General features: G+C 61.7%; 20 protein-coding genes. 8 read left to right on the top strand and 12 right to left on the bottom strand.

Annotated features, from left to right (window positions below; translation table 11 throughout):
- Nucleotides 1-43 precede the first annotated feature (43 nt).
- Genes ABWL39_RS10760 through hemC form a run of 3 tightly spaced genes read right to left on the bottom strand, consistent with a single transcriptional unit; the run spans nt 44 to nt 4,022 of the window.
- Nucleotides 44-1,255, bottom strand: a complete 1,212-nt coding sequence (locus ABWL39_RS10760) for a heme biosynthesis HemY N-terminal domain-containing protein (RefSeq protein WP_367790356.1) — start codon at nt 1,253-1,255, stop codon at nt 44-46.
- Nucleotides 1,252-3,075, bottom strand: coding sequence for a fused uroporphyrinogen-III synthase HemD/membrane protein HemX (gene hemDX / locus ABWL39_RS10755; protein ID WP_367790353.1), 1,824 nt, complete (start codon nt 3,073-3,075; stop codon nt 1,252-1,254). Before hemDX ends, ABWL39_RS10760 begins: the two co-directional genes overlap by 4 nt.
- Before the next feature lie 8 nt (nt 3,076-3,083).
- A complete protein-coding gene (gene hemC, locus ABWL39_RS10750) occupies nt 3,084-4,022 on the bottom strand; it encodes a hydroxymethylbilane synthase (protein ID WP_367790350.1) in 939 nt (312 codons plus the stop codon).
- A gap of 272 nt (nt 4,023-4,294) precedes the next feature.
- Here hemC and ppc point away from each other — a divergent pair, with 272 nt between their 5' ends.
- From ppc to ABWL39_RS10735, 3 genes are all read left to right on the top strand, one after another.
- A complete protein-coding gene (gene ppc / locus ABWL39_RS10745; RefSeq protein WP_367790347.1) occupies nt 4,295-7,060 on the top strand; it encodes a phosphoenolpyruvate carboxylase in 2,766 nt (921 codons plus the stop codon).
- 126 nt (nt 7,061-7,186) lie between these two features.
- Nucleotides 7,187-7,585, top strand: a complete 399-nt coding sequence (locus ABWL39_RS10740; RefSeq protein ID WP_367790344.1) for a cupredoxin domain-containing protein — start codon at nt 7,187-7,189, stop codon at nt 7,583-7,585.
- A 110-nt stretch (nt 7,586-7,695) separates the two neighbouring features.
- Nucleotides 7,696-8,232 carry a hypothetical protein gene (locus ABWL39_RS10735; protein WP_367790341.1) on the top strand — a complete coding sequence of 179 codons (537 nt, stop codon included), beginning with the start codon at nt 7,696-7,698 and terminating at the stop codon, nt 8,230-8,232.
- Between the two features lie 62 nt (nt 8,233-8,294).
- Here the strand turns inward: ABWL39_RS10735 and ABWL39_RS10730 are convergent, their stop codons facing one another.
- The 7 genes from ABWL39_RS10730 to ABWL39_RS10700 form a co-directional block, all read right to left on the bottom strand.
- On the bottom strand, nt 8,295-8,990 hold the full coding sequence (locus ABWL39_RS10730) for a hypothetical protein (RefSeq protein WP_367790339.1): 696 nt from the start codon (nt 8,988-8,990) through the stop codon (nt 8,295-8,297).
- Nucleotides 8,991-9,114: 124 nt separating this feature from the next.
- Nucleotides 9,115-9,525: an acyl-CoA thioesterase gene (locus tag ABWL39_RS10725; protein WP_367790336.1), complete on the bottom strand. Its 411-nt coding sequence runs from the start codon at nt 9,523-9,525 to the stop codon at nt 9,115-9,117.
- 80 nt (nt 9,526-9,605) lie between these two features.
- Nucleotides 9,606-9,911, bottom strand: coding sequence for a hypothetical protein (locus ABWL39_RS10720; protein WP_367790333.1), 306 nt, complete (start codon nt 9,909-9,911; stop codon nt 9,606-9,608).
- A gap of 120 nt (nt 9,912-10,031) precedes the next feature.
- Nucleotides 10,032-11,312 (bottom strand): glutamate-1-semialdehyde 2,1-aminomutase, encoded by a 1,281-nt coding sequence (gene hemL, locus ABWL39_RS10715; RefSeq protein WP_367790330.1) that lies wholly within the window; start codon nt 11,310-11,312, stop codon nt 10,032-10,034.
- Nucleotides 11,313-11,335: 23 nt separating this feature from the next.
- Nucleotides 11,336-11,752: a protoporphyrinogen oxidase HemJ gene (gene hemJ / locus ABWL39_RS10710; RefSeq protein WP_367790328.1), complete on the bottom strand. Its 417-nt coding sequence runs from the start codon at nt 11,750-11,752 to the stop codon at nt 11,336-11,338.
- Nucleotides 11,753-12,571: a M48 family metallopeptidase gene (locus ABWL39_RS10705; protein ID WP_367790325.1), complete on the bottom strand. Its 819-nt coding sequence runs from the start codon at nt 12,569-12,571 to the stop codon at nt 11,753-11,755. It lies immediately after the preceding gene.
- Between the two features lie 26 nt (nt 12,572-12,597).
- Nucleotides 12,598-12,762: a rubredoxin gene (locus tag ABWL39_RS10700; RefSeq protein ID WP_367790322.1), complete on the bottom strand. Its 165-nt coding sequence runs from the start codon at nt 12,760-12,762 to the stop codon at nt 12,598-12,600.
- A 111-nt stretch (nt 12,763-12,873) separates the two neighbouring features.
- On the opposite strand from ABWL39_RS10700, the gene ABWL39_RS10695 reads away from it, so the two are divergent.
- Together ABWL39_RS10695 and thiE are read left to right on the top strand one after the other, a co-directional pair.
- On the top strand, nt 12,874-13,692 hold the full coding sequence (locus tag ABWL39_RS10695; protein ID WP_367790540.1) for a hydroxymethylpyrimidine/phosphomethylpyrimidine kinase: 819 nt from the start codon (nt 12,874-12,876) through the stop codon (nt 13,690-13,692).
- Nucleotides 13,679-14,302 (top strand): thiamine phosphate synthase, encoded by a 624-nt coding sequence (gene thiE, locus ABWL39_RS10690; protein WP_367790319.1) that lies wholly within the window; start codon nt 13,679-13,681, stop codon nt 14,300-14,302. The genes ABWL39_RS10695 and thiE overlap by 14 nt, the downstream gene beginning before the upstream one ends.
- Nucleotides 14,303-14,305: 3 nt before the next feature.
- On the opposite strand, the gene ABWL39_RS10685 is transcribed toward thiE, so the two are convergent.
- Together ABWL39_RS10685 and ABWL39_RS10680 are read right to left on the bottom strand one after the other, a co-directional pair.
- Nucleotides 14,306-15,316: an NAD-dependent epimerase gene (locus ABWL39_RS10685; protein WP_367790537.1), complete on the bottom strand. Its 1,011-nt coding sequence runs from the start codon at nt 15,314-15,316 to the stop codon at nt 14,306-14,308.
- Nucleotides 15,313-16,071, bottom strand: coding sequence for a glycosyltransferase family 2 protein (locus ABWL39_RS10680; RefSeq protein ID WP_367790316.1), 759 nt, complete (start codon nt 16,069-16,071; stop codon nt 15,313-15,315). The genes ABWL39_RS10685 and ABWL39_RS10680 overlap by 4 nt, the downstream gene beginning before the upstream one ends.
- 569 nt (nt 16,072-16,640) lie before the next feature.
- Between ABWL39_RS10680 and waaC the strand changes: the two genes are divergently transcribed.
- The 3 genes from waaC (at nt 16,641) to ABWL39_RS10665 (ending at nt 20,804) form a co-directional block, all read left to right on the top strand.
- Nucleotides 16,641-17,603 (top strand): lipopolysaccharide heptosyltransferase I, encoded by a 963-nt coding sequence (gene waaC / locus ABWL39_RS10675; protein ID WP_367790312.1) that lies wholly within the window; start codon nt 16,641-16,643, stop codon nt 17,601-17,603.
- Nucleotides 17,600-18,859, top strand: a complete 1,260-nt coding sequence (waaA, locus tag ABWL39_RS10670) for a lipid IV(A) 3-deoxy-D-manno-octulosonic acid transferase (protein ID WP_367790310.1) — start codon at nt 17,600-17,602, stop codon at nt 18,857-18,859. Before waaC ends, waaA begins: the two co-directional genes overlap by 4 nt.
- A 97-nt stretch (nt 18,860-18,956) precedes the next feature.
- Nucleotides 18,957-20,804 carry a 7TM diverse intracellular signaling domain-containing protein gene (locus ABWL39_RS10665; protein ID WP_367790307.1) on the top strand — a complete coding sequence of 616 codons (1,848 nt, stop codon included), beginning with the start codon at nt 18,957-18,959 and terminating at the stop codon, nt 20,802-20,804.
- The last annotated feature ends 8 nt before the right edge of the window (nt 20,805-20,812 follow it).

Here is a 20,812-nt window from a genome sequence, read left to right as displayed (position 1 = left end):
GCTCCAGGCGGCCTTTGTATTGGTGCTACGCGGCGGTAATCGGCTAGTCGCGCTCCGCCAGCGCCAGATCGACGCTCTGCTTGAAATGCCGCGCTGCCTCGTCGTGCTGGTCGAGCTGTTCGAGCAGTTGGGCGAGCTCGATATGGGCAACCAGGCTCGGCGCCACCGCGAGGCTGGCCTCGAAATAGCTGCGGGCCTTGCCCCACAGCGACTGCGCCTGGCACAGGCGGCCCAGCGTCAGCAGCAGCGCCGCATCCTTCGCATGCTTGGGCAGCCACGATTCGGCCAGCTGCGTGTGCTTGAGCAGCTTGTCGCCACAGGCGCCGCCGCTGCATGCCATGGTGCCGAACAGCTCGACCAGCTCGCCATCCCAGTTCTCGTCGAGCGCGTTGACGATGACCTCGGCGGCCATCTCGCAGTTGTCGAGCAGCAGCATGCGCCGGGCTGCCAGTGCCGCAAGGCGCGGCTGCAGGCGTTCTTCCTTGCCGAGCTTGTGCCACCACTCGCGCAGGGCCTTGGCCGACATCGGCTCGCTCTTGAGCCGCTCGACATTGGCGGCGAGGCGGATGCGCTGGGCAGCCGGTGCATCGATGGCCTCGCTCTTCTGCAAGGTGTCGAGCAGGCGCAGCACGGCCTCCGGCTCGCCACGCTGCTGGCGGATCTTGAGTTCGAGGCGCAGCGCGCTGGTCAGCTTGGGTGCCAGCAGCTTGGCCTCTTCGAGCGCTTCGAGCGCGGCGACATGGTCGCGCTGGTCGGACAGCAGCTCAGCCTGGGTCATGTAGCGGGCAAGCCGTGCATGCTCATCGGCGACGCCGGCCTGCGACAGGTAGTTGTCGCGCTTGTCGAAATCGCGCACGACATGGGCCGAGCGCGCTGCCAGCAATGCCGCCAGCGCCTTGCCGCGGCCATCTTCCTCGAGCTCCAGCACGCGCCCGGCTTCGCGCTCGGCGCGGTTGTAGCGCCCCTCGAAATACGCCTCAAGCGCATCGAACAAGGCCATGCGCGCCTGCTCCTGGGCACGGCGACGGTGATAGGCCTTGACCTGCCTGGGCAGATCGAGCGCGTTGAAGGTCAGGCGGAACAGGCCGTAGACGATGACGAAGACCACCACGATGAGGATGATCAGCGCATTGAGCGAGGTATCTAGCCGGTACGGCGGCACCACGAACAGCGCATAGCCGTCGTTGACCCCGGCCAGCATGGTGACGGCAACGGCCGCCGTGAACACGGCGATCAGCCACAGGAGCAGTTTCACTTGCCGCTCCTCTCGGGCCGCAGCTTGGCATCGCGCACAGCGGCGAGGCTCGCCTCCAGGCTGGGCGGCTCGTTGCCGATCTCGACTGCGCCTAGCTGCGTCATGCTGTCCTTGAAGCCCTTGACCAGCGGCGAGGCGGCGTCGAAATAGCGCTCGACATAACGTTGCGCAAGCTGCAGGTCGGCGCGGAAGGTCGTGCCGTCGCGCTGCAGATTAGCCATGCGCGCGTCGAGCAGCCGCAGTTTCAGGTTCTCGCGCAGAAAGAAGGCCTGCTCGGGCGACAGCAGCAACGGCTCCTGCTTGTCGAGGCGGCGCACCCGCACCAGGCCCTTGATCTCACCCCACAGCTCGCCCCATAACCGCGACACGACATTGCTGTCGCCCCCATCGGGGCTGGCGACCAGCCTGGGCCTGGGCTGCGGCTGTTCGACCACGAGCGGCAGGGCATCGACGGCGCTGACCAGCCCATCGAGCTTGACGGCGATGCCGACCGTGTCGACAAACGGGAATTTCTTCAGCTTCTCGATATCGAGTGCGATCGCGCGGCGCACCGCCAGCCACTGCGGCTGGTTCAGGCCTTGCAGGCGCTGGTCGATGTTCTGCAGCGAGATCAACGACAGGCGCACATTGCCGGCAAGCTGCAAATGCTGGCTGGCGAGCATCAGTGCCTGCTCGATGTCGGCGAGCGAGGCTTCGTCACGGCTGCGCGACAACTCCTGGTACATCGCTTCGAGCGCGACCTGCTGGTTCTGCGACTCGGACAATTTGCTTTCGAATACGGAGAAGCGCGACTGCAGCTGGCGTGTCAGCTCGACATTCTTCTCGGCCAGCTGGCGGCTTTCCTTATTGAAGCTGCCGGCCTCGAGCTGCAGCCTGGTGATCTGCTGGGTGGTGGAGAGCCAGTGTGCCGCCACCAGGACGATAGCCACGCCACCGACCACGACGCCGAGATTCATGCCGCCACGCCGGGGCGCCGCCACATTCGCCTGGGGAGCGGGGCTCGTCGGCTCCGCCGCGGGCTGGGGCGCGTTGTCGCTGGCTAGCGGGGCATCCATCTTGTCATCCATTGAGTGCTTGAACCAATCGCAAAGGCTTTGCAGCATACCTTCATCGCCGTTTGTTGTGACGACGATGCGGGAAAATCCCAAGTCACTGGCGAGCGCCGCAATACGTTGATGGGAAACGAATAGCACTGCGGATTGTAGCCGCTCGCGCAGGCTTTCTCCAGCCAGCCCCATAAGGTGCCTGAGTGCGTCGGAGCTGGTGGTCGTGAATACCGGCAAGGGCTCGGTCGCCAGCAGCGGGGCCAGGTCATGGCTGGGCTTCAGCCGCCGGTAGGCCTCGACCACCTCGACCTCGGCGCCGCGCGCTCGAAACGTATCCGCCATCAGCTCGCGTCCACCGTCGCCGCGGAAGATCACGATGCGTTTGCCGTCCAGCTGCTGCAGCGGGTCCAGCGCCAGCACGCCCTCGCTGTCGAAGCGCTCGGCCGGCTTCAGCGGCGCGGGCGTGGCGTAGGCTGCCAGGGTGTTGGCACTGCCTTCGCCGACGACGACAGGCGTCACGCCGTCGGGCCAGCCGCCGGCTTCGATCACGCGAGGCAATACCCGCTCGATTGCCGACGGGCTGACCAGCACCGCGTAGTCGAACTCAGCCAGCCGTGCCAGCGCGGCCCGAAACGGCGCCGCATCGACAGGTTCGGCAATGTCGAGCAGGGGCAAGGCCAGCGCCGTGCCGCCTGCGGCCTGGATCGCCTCGATCAGGCGTGGTGCCTGCCCCGCCGGCCGGGTGACGACGATGGCAGGGGAGGCGCGGAGCAAGGGTGCGGTCAACCGGCAAGCGCCTGCATGATCTCGCCCGCACCCTGCGCCAGCAGGTCGTGGCCGATCTGCTCGCCGAGCGCTTCGGGCCGATCGAGCGGGCCCGTCGATTCGGCACGCAGCATACGGCTGCCGTCGGGCATCGCCACGAAGCCGCGCAACGACAATTGGCCCTGCTGCACTTCGGCAAAGCCGCCGAGCGGCACCTGGCAGCTACCGCCGAGCAGGCGGCTCATCGCGCGCTCGGCACGCACGCAGGCGGCTGTCCCGGCATGGTTGAGCGGCGCGAGCAGCGCGATCAGGTCGGCACGGTCGGCACGGCACTCGATGCCGAGCGCCCCCTGGCCCACGGCGGGCAGGCTGTCGACGCTGTCGATCAGCGCCGTGATGCGATCGGTCAGGCCGAGCCGGCGCAGGCCGGCCGCGGCGAGAATGATCGCGTCGTACTGGCCTTCGTCGAGCTTGCGCAGCCGCGTCTGCACATTGCCGCGCAGCGGCTGAATGGTCAGATGGGGATAACGCACGCGGATCTGGCATTCACGGCGCAGGCTCGACGTACCCACCACGCTGCCGGCTGGGAGTTCGGCCAGGTTCGCATACCGGTTGGAGACGAATGCGTCGCGCGGGTCTTCGCGCTCGCCGATCACGGCCAGCGTGAAGCCCTCGGGCAGGTTCATCGGCACATCCTTCATCGAATGCACGGCGATGTCGGCGCGGCCTTCTTCGAGCGCCACTTCGAGTTCCTTCACGAACAGACCCTTGCCACCGATCTTGTTGAGTGTGACGTCGAGGATGCGGTCACCCTGCGTGGTCATGCCGAGGATGTCGACCTCGAGTCCCGGGTACAGCGCCCTGAGCCGCGCCTGGATGTGCTCGGCCTGCCACATGGCAAGCAGGCTTTCGCGCGAGGCGATGACGAGGCGGGAGGGGAGGGCAGTCTGGATCATGGCGGGCTCGATTCTTGTCTATGGCGGAATTCTAACATGGGCCGCCAAGCCTACTTGGCACGCGCATTGCGCACTATGATCCATATCAGCCCCGAGCCGATCGCCGCGCGTAAAACCTGCTAGGGCTAGGGGTTTTACGAATACAAGCACTTGCTCGACACGCCTACACTCTGTAGTAAAACAACGACATTGCAGATTTCCGCAACAACCATGACATGCAAGCCTGGCAGCCAGCCTGCTGGCGGGCCAACCAATCAGCGAGGGAGCACCCGGTGCAACAGGTAGTGCAGGATACACAACTGGAAAAGGAAGAACCGCTACGCGAGGACTTGCGCCTGCTCGGGCGCCTGCTCGGCGAGGTGCTCAAGGAGCAGGAAGGCGACGATACCTTCGACCGCGTCGAGACGATCCGCCAGACCGCCGTGCGTTTCGTGCACGAGGCCGACAGCAGCGCACGCGAGGCACTCGAAGCCACACTCAACAACCTGAGCCACGAGAACACCGTGGCCCTGGTGCGCGCGTTCAGCTATTTCTCTCACCTGTTCAACATCGCCGAAGACCTGCACCACAGCCGCCGCCGCCGTGCCTACCAGCGCGCCGGGGCCGCACCGCAGCCGGGCTCGGTGGCCGCCGCGCTGCGCCGGCTGAAAGAGCACGCGGTCACACCCGAGCAGCTCCAGCAGCTGTTCAGCTACGCGCTGTTGTCGCCGGTGCTGACGGCCCATCCGACAGAAGTCCAGCGCAAGACCATTCTCGATTGCCACCGTGCCATCGCCACGCTGCTCACGCGCCGCGACCGGGCCGATTTCACGCCCGATGAGATGATCGACAGCGAGAAGGCGCTCAAGCGCATCATCCTGAGCCTGTGGCAATCGTCGGAAATCCGCTCGTTCAAGCTCACCGTCAAGGACGAGATCGAGAACGGCCTGACCTACTACCGCTACACCTTCCTGCGCCAGCTGCCGCGCCTGTACAACGATCTCGAAGATTGGCTGGCGCGCGACTTCAACGATGGCAAACCGTTCGAGTTGCCGTCGTTCTTCCGCATCGGCAGCTGGATTGGCGGCGACCGCGACGGCAACCCTTTCGTCGATGCGGCCATGATGCACCACGCGATGCGCCGCCATTCCGCCATCGCGATCGGCTTCTACCTCGAACAGGTACGCAAGCTGACCAACGAACTGTCGCAATCGTCGCGGCTGGTCAGCCTCACCGACGAGCTGCGGGAACTTGCCGAGCATTCGCCCGAACACGCCGTCAGCCGTGCCGAAGAGCCCTACCGGCTGGCGCTGATCGGCATCGAAAGCCGCCTCCATGCAACCTCGGCGCGGCTGTGCTACTTCCTCACCACGCCGCCGGTGCAGAGCGACGCCAAGCCCTATGCCAGCGTGGCCGAGCTGGCGGCGGATCTGCAGCTCGTCTACGACTCGCTCGCGAGCCACGGCGCCAGGCTGATCGCCGATGGTCGTCTACGCCGCCTGCGCCGCGCCGTCGACGTGTTCGGCTTCCACCTGGCGCCGCTCGACATGCGCCAGAACTCGGCCATCCACGAGCGCACGGTGATCGAGCTGTTCGCCCGTGCCGGCCTCGAAGACTACGCGCAACTCGACGAGGCGGGGCGCCAGGCCGCGCTACTACGCGAGATTGCCTCACCGCGCCCGCTACGTTCGCCGTTCATCGAATACAGCGCCGACACCGCGAAGGAGCTCGCCATCGTCGACATGGCTGCGCAGATCCATCGCGACTACGGCGCCCAGGCGATCCAGAACTACATCATCTCCAACTGCGAGAGCATCAGCGACATGCTGGAAGTGGCACTGCTGCTGAAGGAAGTCGGCCTGCTCGGCAGCGACGGCCAGCTCGCGCTGAACATCATTCCGTTGTTCGAAACCATCGCCGACCTGCGCGTATGCGGCGACGTCATGCGCGACCTGTTCAAGCTGCCGCAGTGGCAGCAGTGGCTGGCCAGCCGCAAGCAGGTGCAGGAGGTCATGCTCGGCTATTCCGACAGCAACAAGGATGGCGGCTACCTGACCTCGAACTGGGAGCTGTACAAGGCCGAAGTCACGCTGGTTAAAGTGTTCCGCGACGCCAACGTGCGCCTGCGCCTGTTCCATGGCCGCGGCGGCTCTGTCGGCCGCGGCGGCGGCCCCAGCTACGAGGCCATCATCGCCCAGCCCTATGGCTCGGTGGCCGGTCAGCTGCGCATCACCGAGCAGGGCGAGGTCATCGCCTCGAAATACACCAACCCGGAGATCGGCCGCCGCAACCTCGAAACCCTGCTCGCCGCCACACTCGAAGGCAGCTTCATCGACCACGACGACCTGGGCCAGGCCTCGACCGAGTACTACGCGCTGATGGAGACGCTGTCGCAATCGGCTTTTGAGTACTACCGTGAGCTGGTCTACGGCAACCCGGAATTCATCACCTATTTTCAGCAGGCCACGGTCATCAACGAGATCGCCAGCCTCAACATCGGCAGCCGCCCAGCCAAACGCCGTGCCAACGGCGGTATCGCCGACCTGCGTGCAATCCCGTGGGTGTTCAGCTGGTCGCAATGCCGGCTGATGCTGCCTGGCTGGTATGGCTTCGGCAGTGCGGTCAAACACTATCTCGACCGTGAAGGCGACACAGGCCTCGCGACGCTGCAGGCGATGGTGCAACGCTGGCCCTTCCTGCAGACCGTACTGTCCAACCTGGAAATGGTGCTGGCCAAGACCGACATCGGCATCGCCTCGCGCTACGCCGGGCTGGTCGAGGATCAGGCGCTGGCCGGCCGTGTCTTCGGCCAGCTGCGTGCCGAGTGGGAGCGCACGATCGAGATGGTCAAGCTGATCACCGGCAGCGATGAGTTGCTCGAATCCAACCGGCCGCTCGCCCGCAGCCTGAAGAACCGGCTGCCCTACCTCGATCCGCTCAATCACCTGCAAGTCGAGCTGCTGCGCCGCTATCGCGCCGGTGAAGGCGGCGAAGACGTGCAGCATGCAGTCCATCTCACCATCAACGGCATCGCTGCCGGCCTGCGCAACAGCGGCTGACCGACAATTTCCGTTTACCTTCCGACTTGGCCCGGTTCGTCCGGGCCGTTTTTTTGGCGGCGCTTTCCTACCCCGACGTCATGTCGGCTGCTATAGTCAGCGCACAATCACAACGGGAGAAATCAAATGAAACACAGCCTGGCCGCATTGGCGCTGCTTGCCGCAGCATCCGCCCACGCAGACGACGGTGTTGCCGTCACCGCCACACCCGGCATCGACAATGTGCAGCGCCAGCTGGTCGAGGCCGGCAACTATTATTTCAAGCCGAACCATATCAAGGTGCAGGTCGGCAAGCCGGTCGAGCTGATGATCCAGCTCGCGCCAGGCATCGCCAAACACGATTTCACCATCGATGCCCCCGAGGGCGATCTGCACGTCAAGCAGCAGCTCGAAAACGACGTGACGCTGGTACGCTTCACACCGACCAAGGTCGGCAGTTATGAGTTCTTCTGCGCCAACCAGTTCTGGGTGTTGAAGAGCCACAAGGAGCAGGGCATGCACGGTGTGCTGGAAGTTGTCGAATAAGTGCGCATCGGCGGGCTGCGGCGCGAAAAAACGCTTTCAAATCAGCGAATCGTTCCGCAGACTGTCGCTTTGGGTTATCATCCCCAGCGAATTTTTTCCCGCCGTCATTCATGCGTAAAACCGACCGGATCAGCCACTTTCTCCCGATGCCCGTAGGCAACGGTGACCGCATCTCGAAGTTCTCCAAGAAATGCCCGCACTGCGGCCACGTGGTCAGCGCCGATCACATGATGGGCGTCGCCAGTGCAATGAAAGGCCAGATCGCACTGGCAGCCGAGGCGGAATGCCCGGCCTGCCGCCGCAGCTTCCCGGTGTCCTGCGTCATTACGTCCGACAAGAAAGTACTGCGGGTACGCCTGCCGCTCTGGGCTTTCCGCTCCTACCTGCAACTGATCTCGCCGCCTTTCGTGCCGCCGGTGGAGCCCGCGGCCCCCGTTGCCGCCACACCCCACAGCCTGTCGCTCGATACTTTCGACGACAAGGCCGAGATCGCGCTCGGCAGCTACCAGGGCCGCCCGATCTACGCCTGGCTCAAGACCGGCAACCAGTATTACGACTTCGAGCGCGTATTTGCCGGCAACCAGTTCGAACGCCTCGATGGCAACGAGCTACTCGTCGACACCTGCCTCGTTTATCGCCTGCGTTGAGTAGCAAGCGCCCATGAAAAAAGCGAACCAGATGGTTCGCTTTTTTGTTGTTACTGACGCGCTCAGCGCTTGTTCGGCAGGATAGTCATCGAGCTGCCGCGCAGATCGATGCCCTTCATCGTCAGGCTGCCCATACTCGCCCCCTCGGAGCCCTTGACGCGGATATTGTTGAAACTCAGCTCGCCGATGGAACTCGGCAGTTTCAAGGTGACGGAACCATCGGCGTTGATGGCGGCACGGGCACCATCGACGTCATAGGTCACGTCCTTCATCGAAGTTTCCGCATCGATGAACTGCAGCAGCGGGTTCATCAGCTGCGCGAGCTCCTTCATGGTCTCGACACCATCGCCGCTGCCGGCTTTACCGGTGAGCTGGCGCAAACGGTCTTCGGCGAAGCCCTGCGCCGAGATATCGCCCATTTCCTCTTCGCTCAATGCCTTCAGCCCGGATTCACGCGACGAGGTTTGTGCCGAAATCTGGCTTGCCGGCACCGGCGACACTGCAAACGCCTGCAACGGGCCCAGCAGGGCCGTCGCCAGCGTGGCGGCAACACGCAGATTGCGTTGGCGCCGCAAGGCACCCTGGATCTGGCGCTTGGTGACGAGGTTCCATTCGGTCAGAATTTCACCGAGCTTCTGGCCACTGCGTTGCTGTTGCGCGATCGCTCGGTTCAGTTGATCTTCGGTTACCAGGCCCTTCTTGATCAGGACCTGGCCGAGCATCGACCGCTGGAAGCTTTGTGAGGCTGGTGTGTTCATCTGAAAATTAACCTTTGCTAATATTCAAGCGAACTATAGTCGACTGCACCCCTCTCGGTAAAAAAATCTTTTAATTGAGTCTGGTCCAGCAATAGCAAACAGTCCGCCATATATACGGGTTGCATTACAACGCGGCCATCTGTTCCAGCAGCTGCAATACCTCGCCCTCGATGGCGATCGACCTGTCCTGCTTGGGGTCGTACAGGCAGAAGGTGACATCGGCGTCGGCCACGACGATTTCGGTATCCTTCAGATGGATTACCTGGTGCAACACGCCGCTGCGCCGGTTGATCGTCTTCACCGAGGTGTGCAGCACCAGGCTCTCGTTGAGCAGGGCCGGCCGGCGGTAGCTGATGTTGATATTGACCACGACGAAAGCCAGCCCGCTATCCATGAAGCGCTGCAATGCACCACTGGTCTCGAAGAAATGCCAGCGTGCCTCTTCGAGGAATTCCAGGTAGCGGGCATTGTTGACGTGGCCGTAGACGTCGAGGTGGTAGCCGCGGACGCGAATCTCTGTCAGCTGTGGATTCATGATTGCTTTCTCCATAAACGAACGACGCAGCCCGGCCATGGCCGGGCTGCGTTCAAACATCGGTGCGACTCGAAAAGGGCTCAGACTTTGACCGAAATCGACTCCTGGCAGTCGCTCGCGCGCCGGTTGTGCTTGCGCCTGCCGCTGCTGGCACGGGTGTCGAATGGTCCAGCCATATGCTGGCTGCGCCTGTCCTCGTGTTGCCGGCGATCATTTCCGCCACGACGCTCGATGAACAGCAGACGTCGCCCGGCCCGTGGCACCCAGGATATTTCCTGATTCGCCTGACGTTCGGAAACGCCCTCAAGATCGGCCACTGCACTGGTTTCTCGAGTCGGTACGGACACCAGGCGACGATTGAATTGGGTAATGCGATCGGTCTTCATGTCACGATAATAATTGCTGCATTGCAATAATTATCGGCGACCTGCGCTCAAACTTGAATCGATTCGTAATTGCATATAAAAACGGCAGCTTCAGGTTGCCGTTTTCCCTACCGCGATGCCTTAGAGGCCCGCAAACACCCGGCCTGCGGCGGCGACGGTGGCATCGATATCGTCCTGCGTATGAGCCGCCGACACGAAACCCGCCTCGAATGCGGACGGCGCCAGGTAAACACCTTCTTCCAGCATGGCATGGAAGAACCGGTTGAAGCGCTCACGGTTACCCTGCATCACGTCGGCATAGCTGGCCGGGCAAGCCTGCAAAAAATACAGGCCGAACATGCCGCCCACGCTTTGTGCGCTGAATTCGACGCCTGCCTTGGCCGCCGCCTTGGCCAAGCCGGTACACAGCGCCTGCGTCGAAGCCGACAGGGCCTCGTAGAAGCCAGGCGCCGAAATCAGCTTGAGCGTCGCGAGGCCCGCCGCGACCGCGACCGGGTTGCCCGACAACGTGCCGGCCTGATAGACCGGTCCCAGCGGCGCGATCTTGTCCATGATGTCGGCGCGGCCACCGAATGCCGCGAGCGGCATGCCGCCGCCGACGACCTTGCCTAGCGTGGTCAGGTCGGGGCGAATGCCGAACAGGCCCTGCGCACACTGCGGGCCAACGCGGAAGCCCGTCATCACCTCATCGAAGATCAGCACGGTGCCGTGCTTGTCGCACAGGCTGCGCAAGCCCTGCAGGAATGCCTGGCTCGGCTTGACCAGATTCATATTGCCGGCAACCGGCTCGAGTATCACCGCGGCAATCTGCGAGCCAATCGCCGCAAAGGTGTCTTCGAGCTGGTTGACGTCGTTGTAGCCAAGCACCACGGTATCGGCCGCCACCGCCGCTGGCACGCCCGCGGAGCTTGGGTTGCCGAAGGTCAGCAAGCCTGATCCCGCCTTCACCAGCAAGGAATCAGCGTGGCCGTGGTAGCAGCCTTCGAACTTGATGATCTTGTCGCGACCGGTAAAGCCGCGCGCAAGGCGGATCGCGCTCATCGTGGCCTCGGTGCCCGAGCTGACCAGGCGTACCTTGTCCATGCTCGGCAACAGGCTGCACAACAGATCGGCGATCTCGATTTCGCCCTCGGTCGGCGCGCCAAAGGACAGGCCATGATCGGCCGCCTGCTTGACGGCCTCGATCACCTGCGGATGCGCGTGACCGACGATGGCCGGCCCCCACGAGCCGACATAATCGATATAGCGCTTGCCATCCGCATCCCACAGATACGCGCCCTTTGCCTCGCGGAAGAAGCGCGGCGTACCGCCGACCGAACCGAAAGCGCGTACCGGCGAATTGACGCCACCTGGGATGTGCTGGCGGGCGCGTTCAAACAGTTGTTCGTTATTGGAGGACATGGAAAATTCCTAAGAAACGGCCATCAAAACGGTTTCACGACAACCAGGATGACGACGGCAAACAAGATGAGAACCGGTATTTCGTTGAAAACGCGATACCAACGATGGCTGCGTACATTGCGGCCTGCTGCGAAATCGCGCAGCAGCTTGCCACAGTAGAGATGGTAGGCGATCAGCACGGCGACCAGCGTCAGCTTTGCATGCAGCCAGCCGCCGCTCACGCCGTAGCCAAGCCACAGCCAGCTGCCGAAACCCAGAGCGAGCACGGCGAGCGGCGTCATGAAACGGAACAGCTTGCGTTCCATCAACGCAAGCCGCGCCTGGCTTGCCTCATCCTCGGCCATCGCGTGATTGACGAACAGCCGTGGCAGGTAAAACAGGCCGGCAAACCAACTCACGACAAAGATGATGTGGAATGCCTTGAGGTAGAGATAGGTCATTTATTTCCTGCCGCGCGCTTCCTGATAGAGCGGCATAACCAGCGGCATCTTGTCTTCGAGGTCGCGTACCCGCGAGCCATGCGAGGGGTGGGTCGACATCCATTGCGGCGGCTCACCCGATTCACTGGCCCGATCCATCTTGTGCCAGACCGAAATCGCGGCGTTCGGGTCATAGCCCGCGCGAGCAGCCAGTTCTAGCCCGATCCGGTCGGCCTCGGTTTCGTTCTGGCGACTGTTCGGCAACTGCCAGGCATAGTTGCCCGCCAGCTCGGCGAGCTGCAGCGCATCGTTGCCGACCTTGCCTGTGGCCGCTGCGATCGACAGCACGGTACTCTGCGCATAGGCACGCGACATGGCTTCGCGTCCATGCTCACGCAGGGCATGCGCCATCTCGTGGCCCATGACGGCCGCGATCTCGTCGTCGGTCAGTTTGAGCTTGGTGATCAGGCCGCTGTAGAACATGATCTTGCCGCCCGGCGCGCAATAGGCATTGAGCTGGTCCGAGCTTTGCAGATTGACTTCCCATTTCCACGACGGGGCATCGGCACGGAATACCGCCGTCTGCGGAATCAACCGTGCGGCGATGGCGCGCAGGCGCTCCAGATTGCGCTGATCGGCATTGAGCTGGCCCTTGCTGCGCGCCTTGGACAAATCCTCGGCATATTGCTGGGCGGCCAGCTGATTGGCCTGCTGTTCGCTGATACCAATGAACATCGACTGCTTGCGATCGACCCCGACAGCACCGCTATTGGTGGTTCGAACGCTTTGGCAGGCCGTGAGTCCAAGCGCCACGGTCAACGCCAGCAGAAGTGGTTTCATGGTGGAAATGGTACGCATGGCTGCTGTTACAGCTGAACCATTTCGAAATCTTCCTTGCGGGCGCCGCAGTCCGGGCAAGTCCAGTTCATCGGGATGTCTTCCCATTTGGTGCCGGCGGCGATGCCATCTTCAGGACGGCCTTCGGCTTCATCATAAATAAAGCCACAAATCAGACACATATAGCGCTTCATGCGAGTTTCCGTGATTCAGTTACAATAATTTCATATCGCCGAAGCGACGTATGTCGTATCGGCAACCGACAAAAAACAAGATTCTAACCCAATTCAAGAAAGCCTCCCTTGATGCAGTCCAACTCCTTCCCCATCGTCCTGACTTTTGCGGCGACCGATCCATCGAGCGGCGCCGGCTTACAGGCCGATCTCCTGACGCTTGCCAGCCTGGGCTGCCATCCCTTGTCGGTGGTCACCGGCATCACGGTGCAGGACAGTGCCGGTGTCGAGGAGTTGCAGGCACTGGATGCCGACCTAGTCGCCGAACAGGCGCGTTTCATCCTGGAAGACATGGAAGTCGCCGCCTTCAAGGTCGGCGTGATCGGCAGTGTCGAGAATGTCGCGGCAATTGCAGAAATCGCGGCCGACTATCCCAGCGTACCGCTGATTCTCGATCCGGTATTGAGTTCGGGCCGGGGCGACGAATTTGCCACTGAAGAGCTGATCGGTGCCATGCGTGAATTGCTGATCCCGCATACGACGCTGATCACGCCGAATAGTTTCGAGGCACGCCGCCTGTCCGACGAGGACGGCGATGAAGAGCTGAGCCTGGACGAATGCGCAAGGCGTATCCGCGAACTCGGCTGCGAATACGTGCTGATTACCGGCACCCATGAAAACACGCCCAATGTCGTCAACACCTTGTACAACCGCGGCGGCAAGGTCAGGGCCGACAGCTGGTCGCGCCTGCCGGGCAGTTACCACGGCTCCGGCTGCACCTTGGCATCGGCCGTCGCCGGTATGTTGGCCACCGGCCTCGACATGGCGGAAGCAGTGAAGGAGGCACAGGAATACACCTGGCAAACGCTGAAACACGCATTCCGCCCCGGCATGGGCCAGTACATTCCCGATCGCCTGTTCTGGGCCCGTGGCGACAATGCCGAAAATTGAAGGGATCTACGCGATCACGCCGGATACCAGCGACACGGCCAGGCTGCTGGCGCAGGTATCCGCTGTGCTGTCCGGCGGTGTCAAGGTGATGCAGTACCGCAACAAGTCCGATGATGCGGATCTCAGATTTAGCCAGGCCGGCCAGATCAAGCAACTATGCGACCGCTATGCGGTGCCGCTGATCATCAACGATGACGTGGAACTGGCATTGGCGATCGATGCGGCAGGCGTCCATCTGGGCGAGCAGGATGGTTCCCTGCAGTCAGCACGTCTGCGGCTGGGGCCGCATAAGCTGCTCGGTGCCTCGTGCTATGCCAGCCTGGCACTGGCGGAACGGGCATTGTCGAATGGGGCCGACCACGTCGCGTTCGGTGCGGTATTTCCTTCCATAACCAAACCATTGGTACGCCGAGCCACGCTTGACTTGATCGCCCAGGCCCGCCGGCAGTTGTCGGCACCGATCGTGGCGATCGGTGGCATTACCGCCGAAAATGGTTCATCGGTCGTCGATGCCGGTGCCGATGCACTGGCGGTGATCAGCTCACTGTTCGATGCAGCCGACATCGAGCAGGCCGCCAGGGTGCTATCTGCCTGTTTTGAACGAGGCTAGCAATCAATTCACCGCGTGGTATTGCTTGTACCATGCGGCAAACCGCTCGATCCCACTCTCCAGCGTAGTAAGCGGTTTGAAGCCCACAGCGGCTTCCAGCCGGTCGATATTGGCATAGGTGGTATGGACGTCGCCCGGCTGCATGGGCAACGATTCGCGTATCGCCGATTTTCCCAATACCCGTTCCAGACAGGCAATGAAGTCTTCCAGCCGCACCGGCCGGTGATTACCGATATTGAAAACCCGGAACGGCGCAAAGCTCGATGCCGGATCCGGATTCATCCGGTCGAACTGGGGATTGGGCTGCGGCGGGTTATCCCAGACACGGACGACACCTTCGACGATATCGTCGATATAGGTGAAATCGCGCTGCAGATCGCCATGGTTGAAAACCTTGATCGGCTTGCCGGCGAGGATGGCCTCGGTAAACAGCCACGCCGCCATGTCGGGACGACCCCAGGGGCCGTAGACGGTGAAGAACCGCAAGCCGGTGGTCGGAATGCCATATAGCTGGGCATAGCTGTGTGCCATCAGCTCGTTGGCTTTCTTGGTTGCCGCATACAAGCTGACCGGGTGATCGACGTTGTCTGATTCATCGAACGGCGTCTTGATGTTGGCGCCGTAGACACTCGAACTGCTGGCAAACACCAGATGTTTGACCCCTGTCTGGCGGCAGCCTTCGAGAATATTGGTAAAGCCAAGCAGGTTGCTCTGTGCGTAAGCCAGCGGATTTTTCAGGGAGTAACGTACACCGGCCTGCGCCGCGAGGTGAATGACCCTGTCGAACTTTTCTTGCACAAACAGACGGGTCATGGCCCCGCTATCAGCGATATCGAGCACTTCGTTGCGGAAAGCCGAAAAGCCGGAAAGCTGTGCCAATCTATCCTGCTTGAGGGCGGGAGAGTAATAGTCGTTGAGATTATCGACTCCAACGACTTCCTCGCCATTAGCCAGCAAGGCCTGACAGACATGCATGCCGATGAAACCCGCGGCACCGGTTACGAGAGTCTTCATGGTTGCTTGCGCAGTCTTTCGAGTTCCATCAGTTTGGCGTATTTGGTGAAGCTGTTGATGCATCCGATGAGGATATGGACAAGCCCGGGCACACCGTCCAGAAACCCTCTCCTGAACAGGTAAAATCTCAAGAAGCGCACCAGCGGGCTCAACAGTAGCTGCGATACCCGGGCCCGCTTGCCGTCTGTGAGCATCTGTTCTGCCTGCAGGCTGGTATAGCGGTTCTGTTTGTCCAGATAGCGGCTGATATTTTCGCCTGATTCGTGAAGCAAATCACCCTTGAGCTTGCCTACCGGAACCTGGCACAACACCTTCTCGTGCACGCTGTCGTCTGACCAGCGGGCGTGACGGCGATCAAACAGGCGCAGACTCCAGTCCGGATAACCCTCTCCGTGCTTCAGAAAACGTCCCATGAATCGATTGCTGCGTGGCATGGCATAGGCTTGGAAAGCAGTGGATGCCTGTGCAGAACCAATTTCGGCCTTCAGTCTTTCACTGATCCGTTCATCGCTATCGATGCATAGCACCCAATCGTGGCTGGCCTTGTTTACCGCAAACTGCTTTTGTTGGCCAAAACCAAGCCAAGTCTGCTCGATGACCGTCGCGCCATATCGCAATGCCAGTTCACGCGTGCCATCGGTGCTGCCTGAATCGACCACCACGATCTCATCGACGAAGTCGAGTGACCGTAGGCAGGGCTCGAGGACATCGGCCGCATTGAGCGTGATCAGTACTGCTGAAATTGGCGTGGCCATGGTGGGTTCGGTTCAGGAAGGCGCCAAACATAACATAGCTGTCCACGTCTGCAAAATTGGCCCGTTTGTTCTGGTTTTCTCTTTATGTTGAATAAGAAAAAGAAACTTCGATAACAATTAATAATCCCACGGGCTTGTTGTGGATAAGCCATGTTTTCCATGTTTTTTCAGCTGATTAGCAACTGTAACGAATGCTGGACAAGCGGGCTGGCGCCTGTGTCGGTGATGTGTGGGGATTTTTCGGTGCTGCCTCCACTGCCGGTTCTGCACATTTCATCCATGCTTGTTGTCCACATTGCTGAATTTCTTTCAACCTATTGAATAATATTGGTTTTTGATTTGTTGAAATTTTATTTGGCAAGTTTTCCACAGTGTGTGCTTGCTATTGCTGTCGGCGGGTTTGCCATCCGGATTTTTCCGGCCAGCTGGGATAAACCCGGTTTATCCCGATATTTCAATCGACTAGGCAGTTCGTCATGGGTCGGACAAACAAGGGAAAAGCTGTGGATTTTTGCCGTCGTACAGGCGGCTGGCCGTTTTTTGACGGTGCCGGCTGCTAAAATCCGCCCATGTCATCGATATTGATCGTCAAGACTTCGTCCATGGGCGATGTCATTCATGCCTTGCCCGCAGTCACCGATCTGCTCGCCCAATTGCCGGGGACGGCTGTCGATTGGGTTGTCGAGGAAGGATTTGCCGAGTTGCCGCGGCTTCATCCCGGGGTCAGGCACGTCCTGCCGGTCGCCATCCGGCGCTGGCGCAAGGCCTGGTGGACGACGGCAGTACGCGCCGAGCTTCGAACGTTCCGTCGTTCACTCGTCGAGGCCGACTACGATTGGGTCATTGACCTGCAGGGTCTGGTGAAGAGTGCATGGATCGTGCGGCAGGTACCTGCTACGCGGGCAGGCTACGATTGGGCCAGCGCTCGTGAACCCTTGGCTAGCCTGGCTTACGATCGGCGCTTTGCTATCGCCCGGCAACAGCATGCAGTCGCGCGCAACCGGCAGCTTGCCGCGGCGGCGCTGGGTTATACCGTTAGCGGCCTGCCCGACTATGGGCTTTCGTCGACCTCAGCGCTGGTTACGGACTGGCTCCCGCCACAACCCTATATTGTCTGCCTGCACGCCACCAGCCGGGCGGACAAGCAATGGCAGCCCGATGGCTGGGCCGAGCTGGCGCGACGCTGCCATGAACAAGGGCTGGCCTGCGTGTTGCCATGGGGCAGCGCCAGCGAAAAGACGGATGCCGAGCGCTTGGTGCAGATGATGCCGAATGGCATCGTTGCCCCGCGCCTGAGCTTGACTGCTGCGGCCGGTCTGCTCAAGGGGGCTCGCGCGACCATTGGTGTCGATACCGGCCTGAGCCACCTGGCCGCCGCCGTCATGTGCCCGGTCATTGCATTGTTTACCGCGAGCGATCCGATCCTGACCGGTGTGCTTGGCAATGGCTTCGTCTGCAACCTGGGCGGCATCGGCAAGGTGCCGACGGTAGACGAAGTCTGGTGCAAGCTGAACGGGGTGTTGGCAGGATGAGGCGGCTGTATGGCGCGATATTCTGGCTGCTGTTGCCGCTGATCCTGTGCCGGCTGTGGTGGCGCGGCCGCCAGCAGCCGGGCTATCGGCAACATTGGGCCGAGCGTTTCGGGCGCTACCGGACGCCGGTCACCGGGCCGACGATTTGGCTCCATGCGGTATCGGTGGGCGAGACTCGTGCCGCGGCCTCGCTCGTCCAGGCGTTGCGGCGGCGTTATCCTGGTCACCGGCTGATCCTGACGCAGATGACACCGACGGGGCGCGATACCGCCAGGGAGGTGTACAAGGACGATGTCGAGGCCGTCTATCTGCCCTACGATCTGCCGTTTGCCATCAATGGCTTCATCCGACACTTCCGGCCGGCATTCGGTTTGCTGATGGAGACCGAGATCTGGCCGAACTTGATCCATGCCACGGCCGATGCCGGTATTCCGTTATTTCTTGTCAATGCGCGCCTGTCGGCCCGGTCGGCGCGGGGCTATGGCAAGATCGCGCGCCTGGTGTCGCCGGCCCTGGCCCGGCTGGCCGGCGTGGCGGCGCAAAGCAAGGACGATGCGCTACGCCTGGCCGCACTCGGTGCCGCCGCGCCCGTCGTGTGTGGCAACGTGAAATTCGATATCGTGCCACCTGCTGCCCAGTTGGCACTGGGCCGGGCCTGGCACGAGTCGATCGGGGAGCGGGCCGTCGTACTGTTCGCCAGCACGCGCGACGGCGAGGAAACGCTGCTGCTCGATGCCTGGTGTCGTAAACGGGGTTTTGAGCAGGCCTTGTTGATCATCGTACCCAGGCATCCGCAACGTTTCGACGAGGTGGCGAACCAGGTGACGGTGCATGGTCTGAGCCTGTGCCGGCGCAGCAGTGGCGAACTACCTGGTGCAGATCGGCAGGTATGGCTGGGTGACAGCATGGGTGAGCTTGCGGCCTACTACGCTGCGGCCGATATTGCCGTGGTGGGGGGCAGCTTTTTGCCGCTGGGCGGCCACAACCTGATCGAAGCCAGCGCGGTTGGTACGCCGGTGATCGTCGGACCGCATATGTTCAATTTTGCAGAGGCCACGAGGCTGGCCTGCGAGGCTGGTGCTGCGCAGCAATGCGAGGGGGTCGATGCGACCATCGACACGGTGCTCGAGCTGTTGCGTTCTCCCGCTCGGCGTACCGCGATGCAGCAGGCTGCCATGGCGTTCAGTCGCGCCCATGGCGGCGCGACTGAACGCATCATGGCCATGCTGCCCGATCTGGCAGCCCCTCTCGGCTAGCCGGGGCCGACCGCTCGTCAGCTCGATCCCGCTGTTGCTGGAATGCCAACAGCATCTCATCTATATTACCGGAGTTTAATATTCTCGGGTCGCGGTGATGGTTCGAAGCAGGCATGCAAGGTCTTCCCAGCTTTACCGGCTCCGCTATGCCAGCTGGCTGTTGTTGCTGTGCTGGTTGCTGCCCGGTGTTGCGACCGCGCTGGAGCTCACCGGCGGCAAGCAGCAATATCTTCTGGGCGGCCACCTGAGCTGGCTCGAGGACAAATCCGGCCGGCTCAATCTCGAACAGGTGATCGAGGCGGACGCAGCACGCCGATTCACGGTATCCCGTCAGCGGGTGCCCAATTTCGGCTTCACCCGATCGGCCTACTGGTTCAAGCTGCAACTGGCCAATCGCACGGCACCGAGCCACTGGATACTGGAAACCGAGTATCCGATGCTCGATCATGTCGACACCTATTATGTGCGCGATGGCAAGCTGCTCAGGCATATGGCGAACGGCGACCTGTTGCCATTCCACCAGCGCGAAATCCAGCACCGCAACATCAGCTTTCCGGTCGAGCTGGCGCCAGGCGAGGCGATGGACGTGTATATCCGCGTGGCCACGCAAAGCTCGCTGCAACTGCCCATCCAGCTCGTTACCCCATCCTTGCTGCTGCAGCAGGATCAAGCCGAGTTCTATGTCTTCGGCCTGTACTACGGCGTGCTGCTGGCGATGCTGTGTTACAACCTGCTGATCTATTTCTCGATCGGCGACCGCAACTACCTGCATTACGTGCATTATCTGCTGGGCTACATCCTGTTCCAGATGTCACTCAACGGCCTGGCACTCGAATTCATCTGGCCCGACTGGCCTGCCTGGGGCAACGTGGCCACGCCATTCTTCATCGGTGTGGCTTTCCTGGGCGCCGTCACCTTTGTCAGGCGTTTCCTGCAGCTCAGGCAGCGTCAGCCGATGCTCGATCAGGTCGGTAAGATCATTTGGGGCCTGTTTTGCATCATCATCGTGGCATCGCTGGTGCTCGATTACTCGATCGTGATCCAGGCCGCGGCTATCCTTGCCTTCACCTGCGTCTGCTACGCCTTTGTCGCCGGGCTCCTGGCCTGGCGCAACAATCTCAAGCAGGCACGCTATTTCCTGTTGGCCTGGTCGGCTCTGCTGCTCGGCATCATGTTGTATGTGCTGAAGACCTTCAACGTGCTGCCGACCAACTTTGTCACTGAGTATGCGCTGCAGGCCGGCTCGGTGATGGAGGTCATCCTGCTGTCGTTTGCGCTGGCGCATCGCATCAAGTTGACGACGGACGAGAACAAGAAGGTCCATCTGGAAGCCAATACCCTGCTCGAGGCGCGGGTGTCGCAGCGCACGCATGAACTCGATGAGGCGCTGAAGAAGCTGTCCGAGGCCAATACCAAGCTCAAGGCGCTCAACTTCACCGATGGCCTGACCGGCGTGCGCAACCGTAAATACTTTGACCAGAAGATCGAGCGTGAGTGGGCGAGGGCCCAGCGTGGCGGCTACAACCTGACCGTGATGCTGTTCGATATCGACCATTTCAAGTCGATCAACGACAACTTTGGCCACCAGGCCGGCGATTTCTGTCTGCGCGAGGTTGCCGTCACCATCCAGAGTTGCCTGAAGCGGCCGTGCGATGTCATGGCGCGTTACGGCGGCGAGGAATTCATCGTGATTCTGCCGCTGACCGACTCCAAGGGCGCCATGAAGGTCGCCGACGGGATACGTCACCGCATCCAGGGCATGGGGCTCGAGTACAACGAGAAGTGGTTGCCGGTGACCGCCAGCATCGGCGTCTGTACGGTCGTGCCGCAGGAGAACATGCACAGCCGCGAGCTGATCAGCGCCGCAGACGAAGCCTTGTACCGCGCCAAGCGCGAGGGCCGTAACCGGGTCGAACGCGGCGATGTGCTGAGCAAGGCAGCCTGACCAGATTA

The organism is Chitinivorax sp. PXF-14 (assembly GCF_040812015.1).
Classification (GTDB): Bacteria; Pseudomonadota; Gammaproteobacteria; order Burkholderiales; family SCOH01; genus JBFNXJ01.
This window is presented reverse-complemented; position numbering and strand designations above follow the sequence as displayed.

Bases quoted from the DNA above. Each gene is read 5' to 3' on its own strand.
- hemC (WP_367790350.1), bottom strand. From the start codon at position 4,022: ATGATCCAGACTGCCCTCCCCTCCCGCCTCGTCATCGCCTCGCGCGAA.
- ABWL39_RS10740 (WP_367790344.1), top strand. From the start codon at position 7,187: ATGAAACACAGCCTGGCCGCATTGGCGCTGCTTGCCGCAGCATCCGCC.
- ABWL39_RS10735 (WP_367790341.1), top strand. From the start codon at position 7,696: ATGCGTAAAACCGACCGGATCAGCCACTTTCTCCCGATGCCCGTAGGC.
- ABWL39_RS10730 (WP_367790339.1), bottom strand. From the start codon at position 8,990: ATGAACACACCAGCCTCACAAAGCTTCCAGCGGTCGATGCTCGGCCAG.
- ABWL39_RS10725 (WP_367790336.1), bottom strand. From the start codon at position 9,525: ATGAATCCACAGCTGACAGAGATTCGCGTCCGCGGCTACCACCTCGAC.
- ABWL39_RS10720 (WP_367790333.1), bottom strand. From the start codon at position 9,911: ATGAAGACCGATCGCATTACCCAATTCAATCGTCGCCTGGTGTCCGTA.
- hemL (WP_367790330.1), bottom strand. From the start codon at position 11,312: ATGTCCTCCAATAACGAACAACTGTTTGAACGCGCCCGCCAGCACATC.
- hemJ (WP_367790328.1), bottom strand. From the start codon at position 11,752: ATGACCTATCTCTACCTCAAGGCATTCCACATCATCTTTGTCGTGAGT.
- ABWL39_RS10705 (WP_367790325.1), bottom strand. From the start codon at position 12,571: ATGAAACCACTTCTGCTGGCGTTGACCGTGGCGCTTGGACTCACGGCC.
- ABWL39_RS10700 (WP_367790322.1), bottom strand. From the start codon at position 12,762: ATGAAGCGCTATATGTGTCTGATTTGTGGCTTTATTTATGATGAAGCC.
- ABWL39_RS10695 (WP_367790540.1), top strand. From the start codon at position 12,874: ATGCAGTCCAACTCCTTCCCCATCGTCCTGACTTTTGCGGCGACCGAT.
- thiE (WP_367790319.1), top strand. From the start codon at position 13,679: ATGCCGAAAATTGAAGGGATCTACGCGATCACGCCGGATACCAGCGAC.
- ABWL39_RS10685 (WP_367790537.1), bottom strand. From the start codon at position 15,316: ATGAAGACTCTCGTAACCGGTGCCGCGGGTTTCATCGGCATGCATGTC.
- ABWL39_RS10680 (WP_367790316.1), bottom strand. From the start codon at position 16,071: ATGGCCACGCCAATTTCAGCAGTACTGATCACGCTCAATGCGGCCGAT.
- waaC (WP_367790312.1), top strand. From the start codon at position 16,641: ATGTCATCGATATTGATCGTCAAGACTTCGTCCATGGGCGATGTCATT.
- waaA (WP_367790310.1), top strand. From the start codon at position 17,600: ATGAGGCGGCTGTATGGCGCGATATTCTGGCTGCTGTTGCCGCTGATC.
- ABWL39_RS10665 (WP_367790307.1), top strand. From the start codon at position 18,957: ATGGTTCGAAGCAGGCATGCAAGGTCTTCCCAGCTTTACCGGCTCCGC.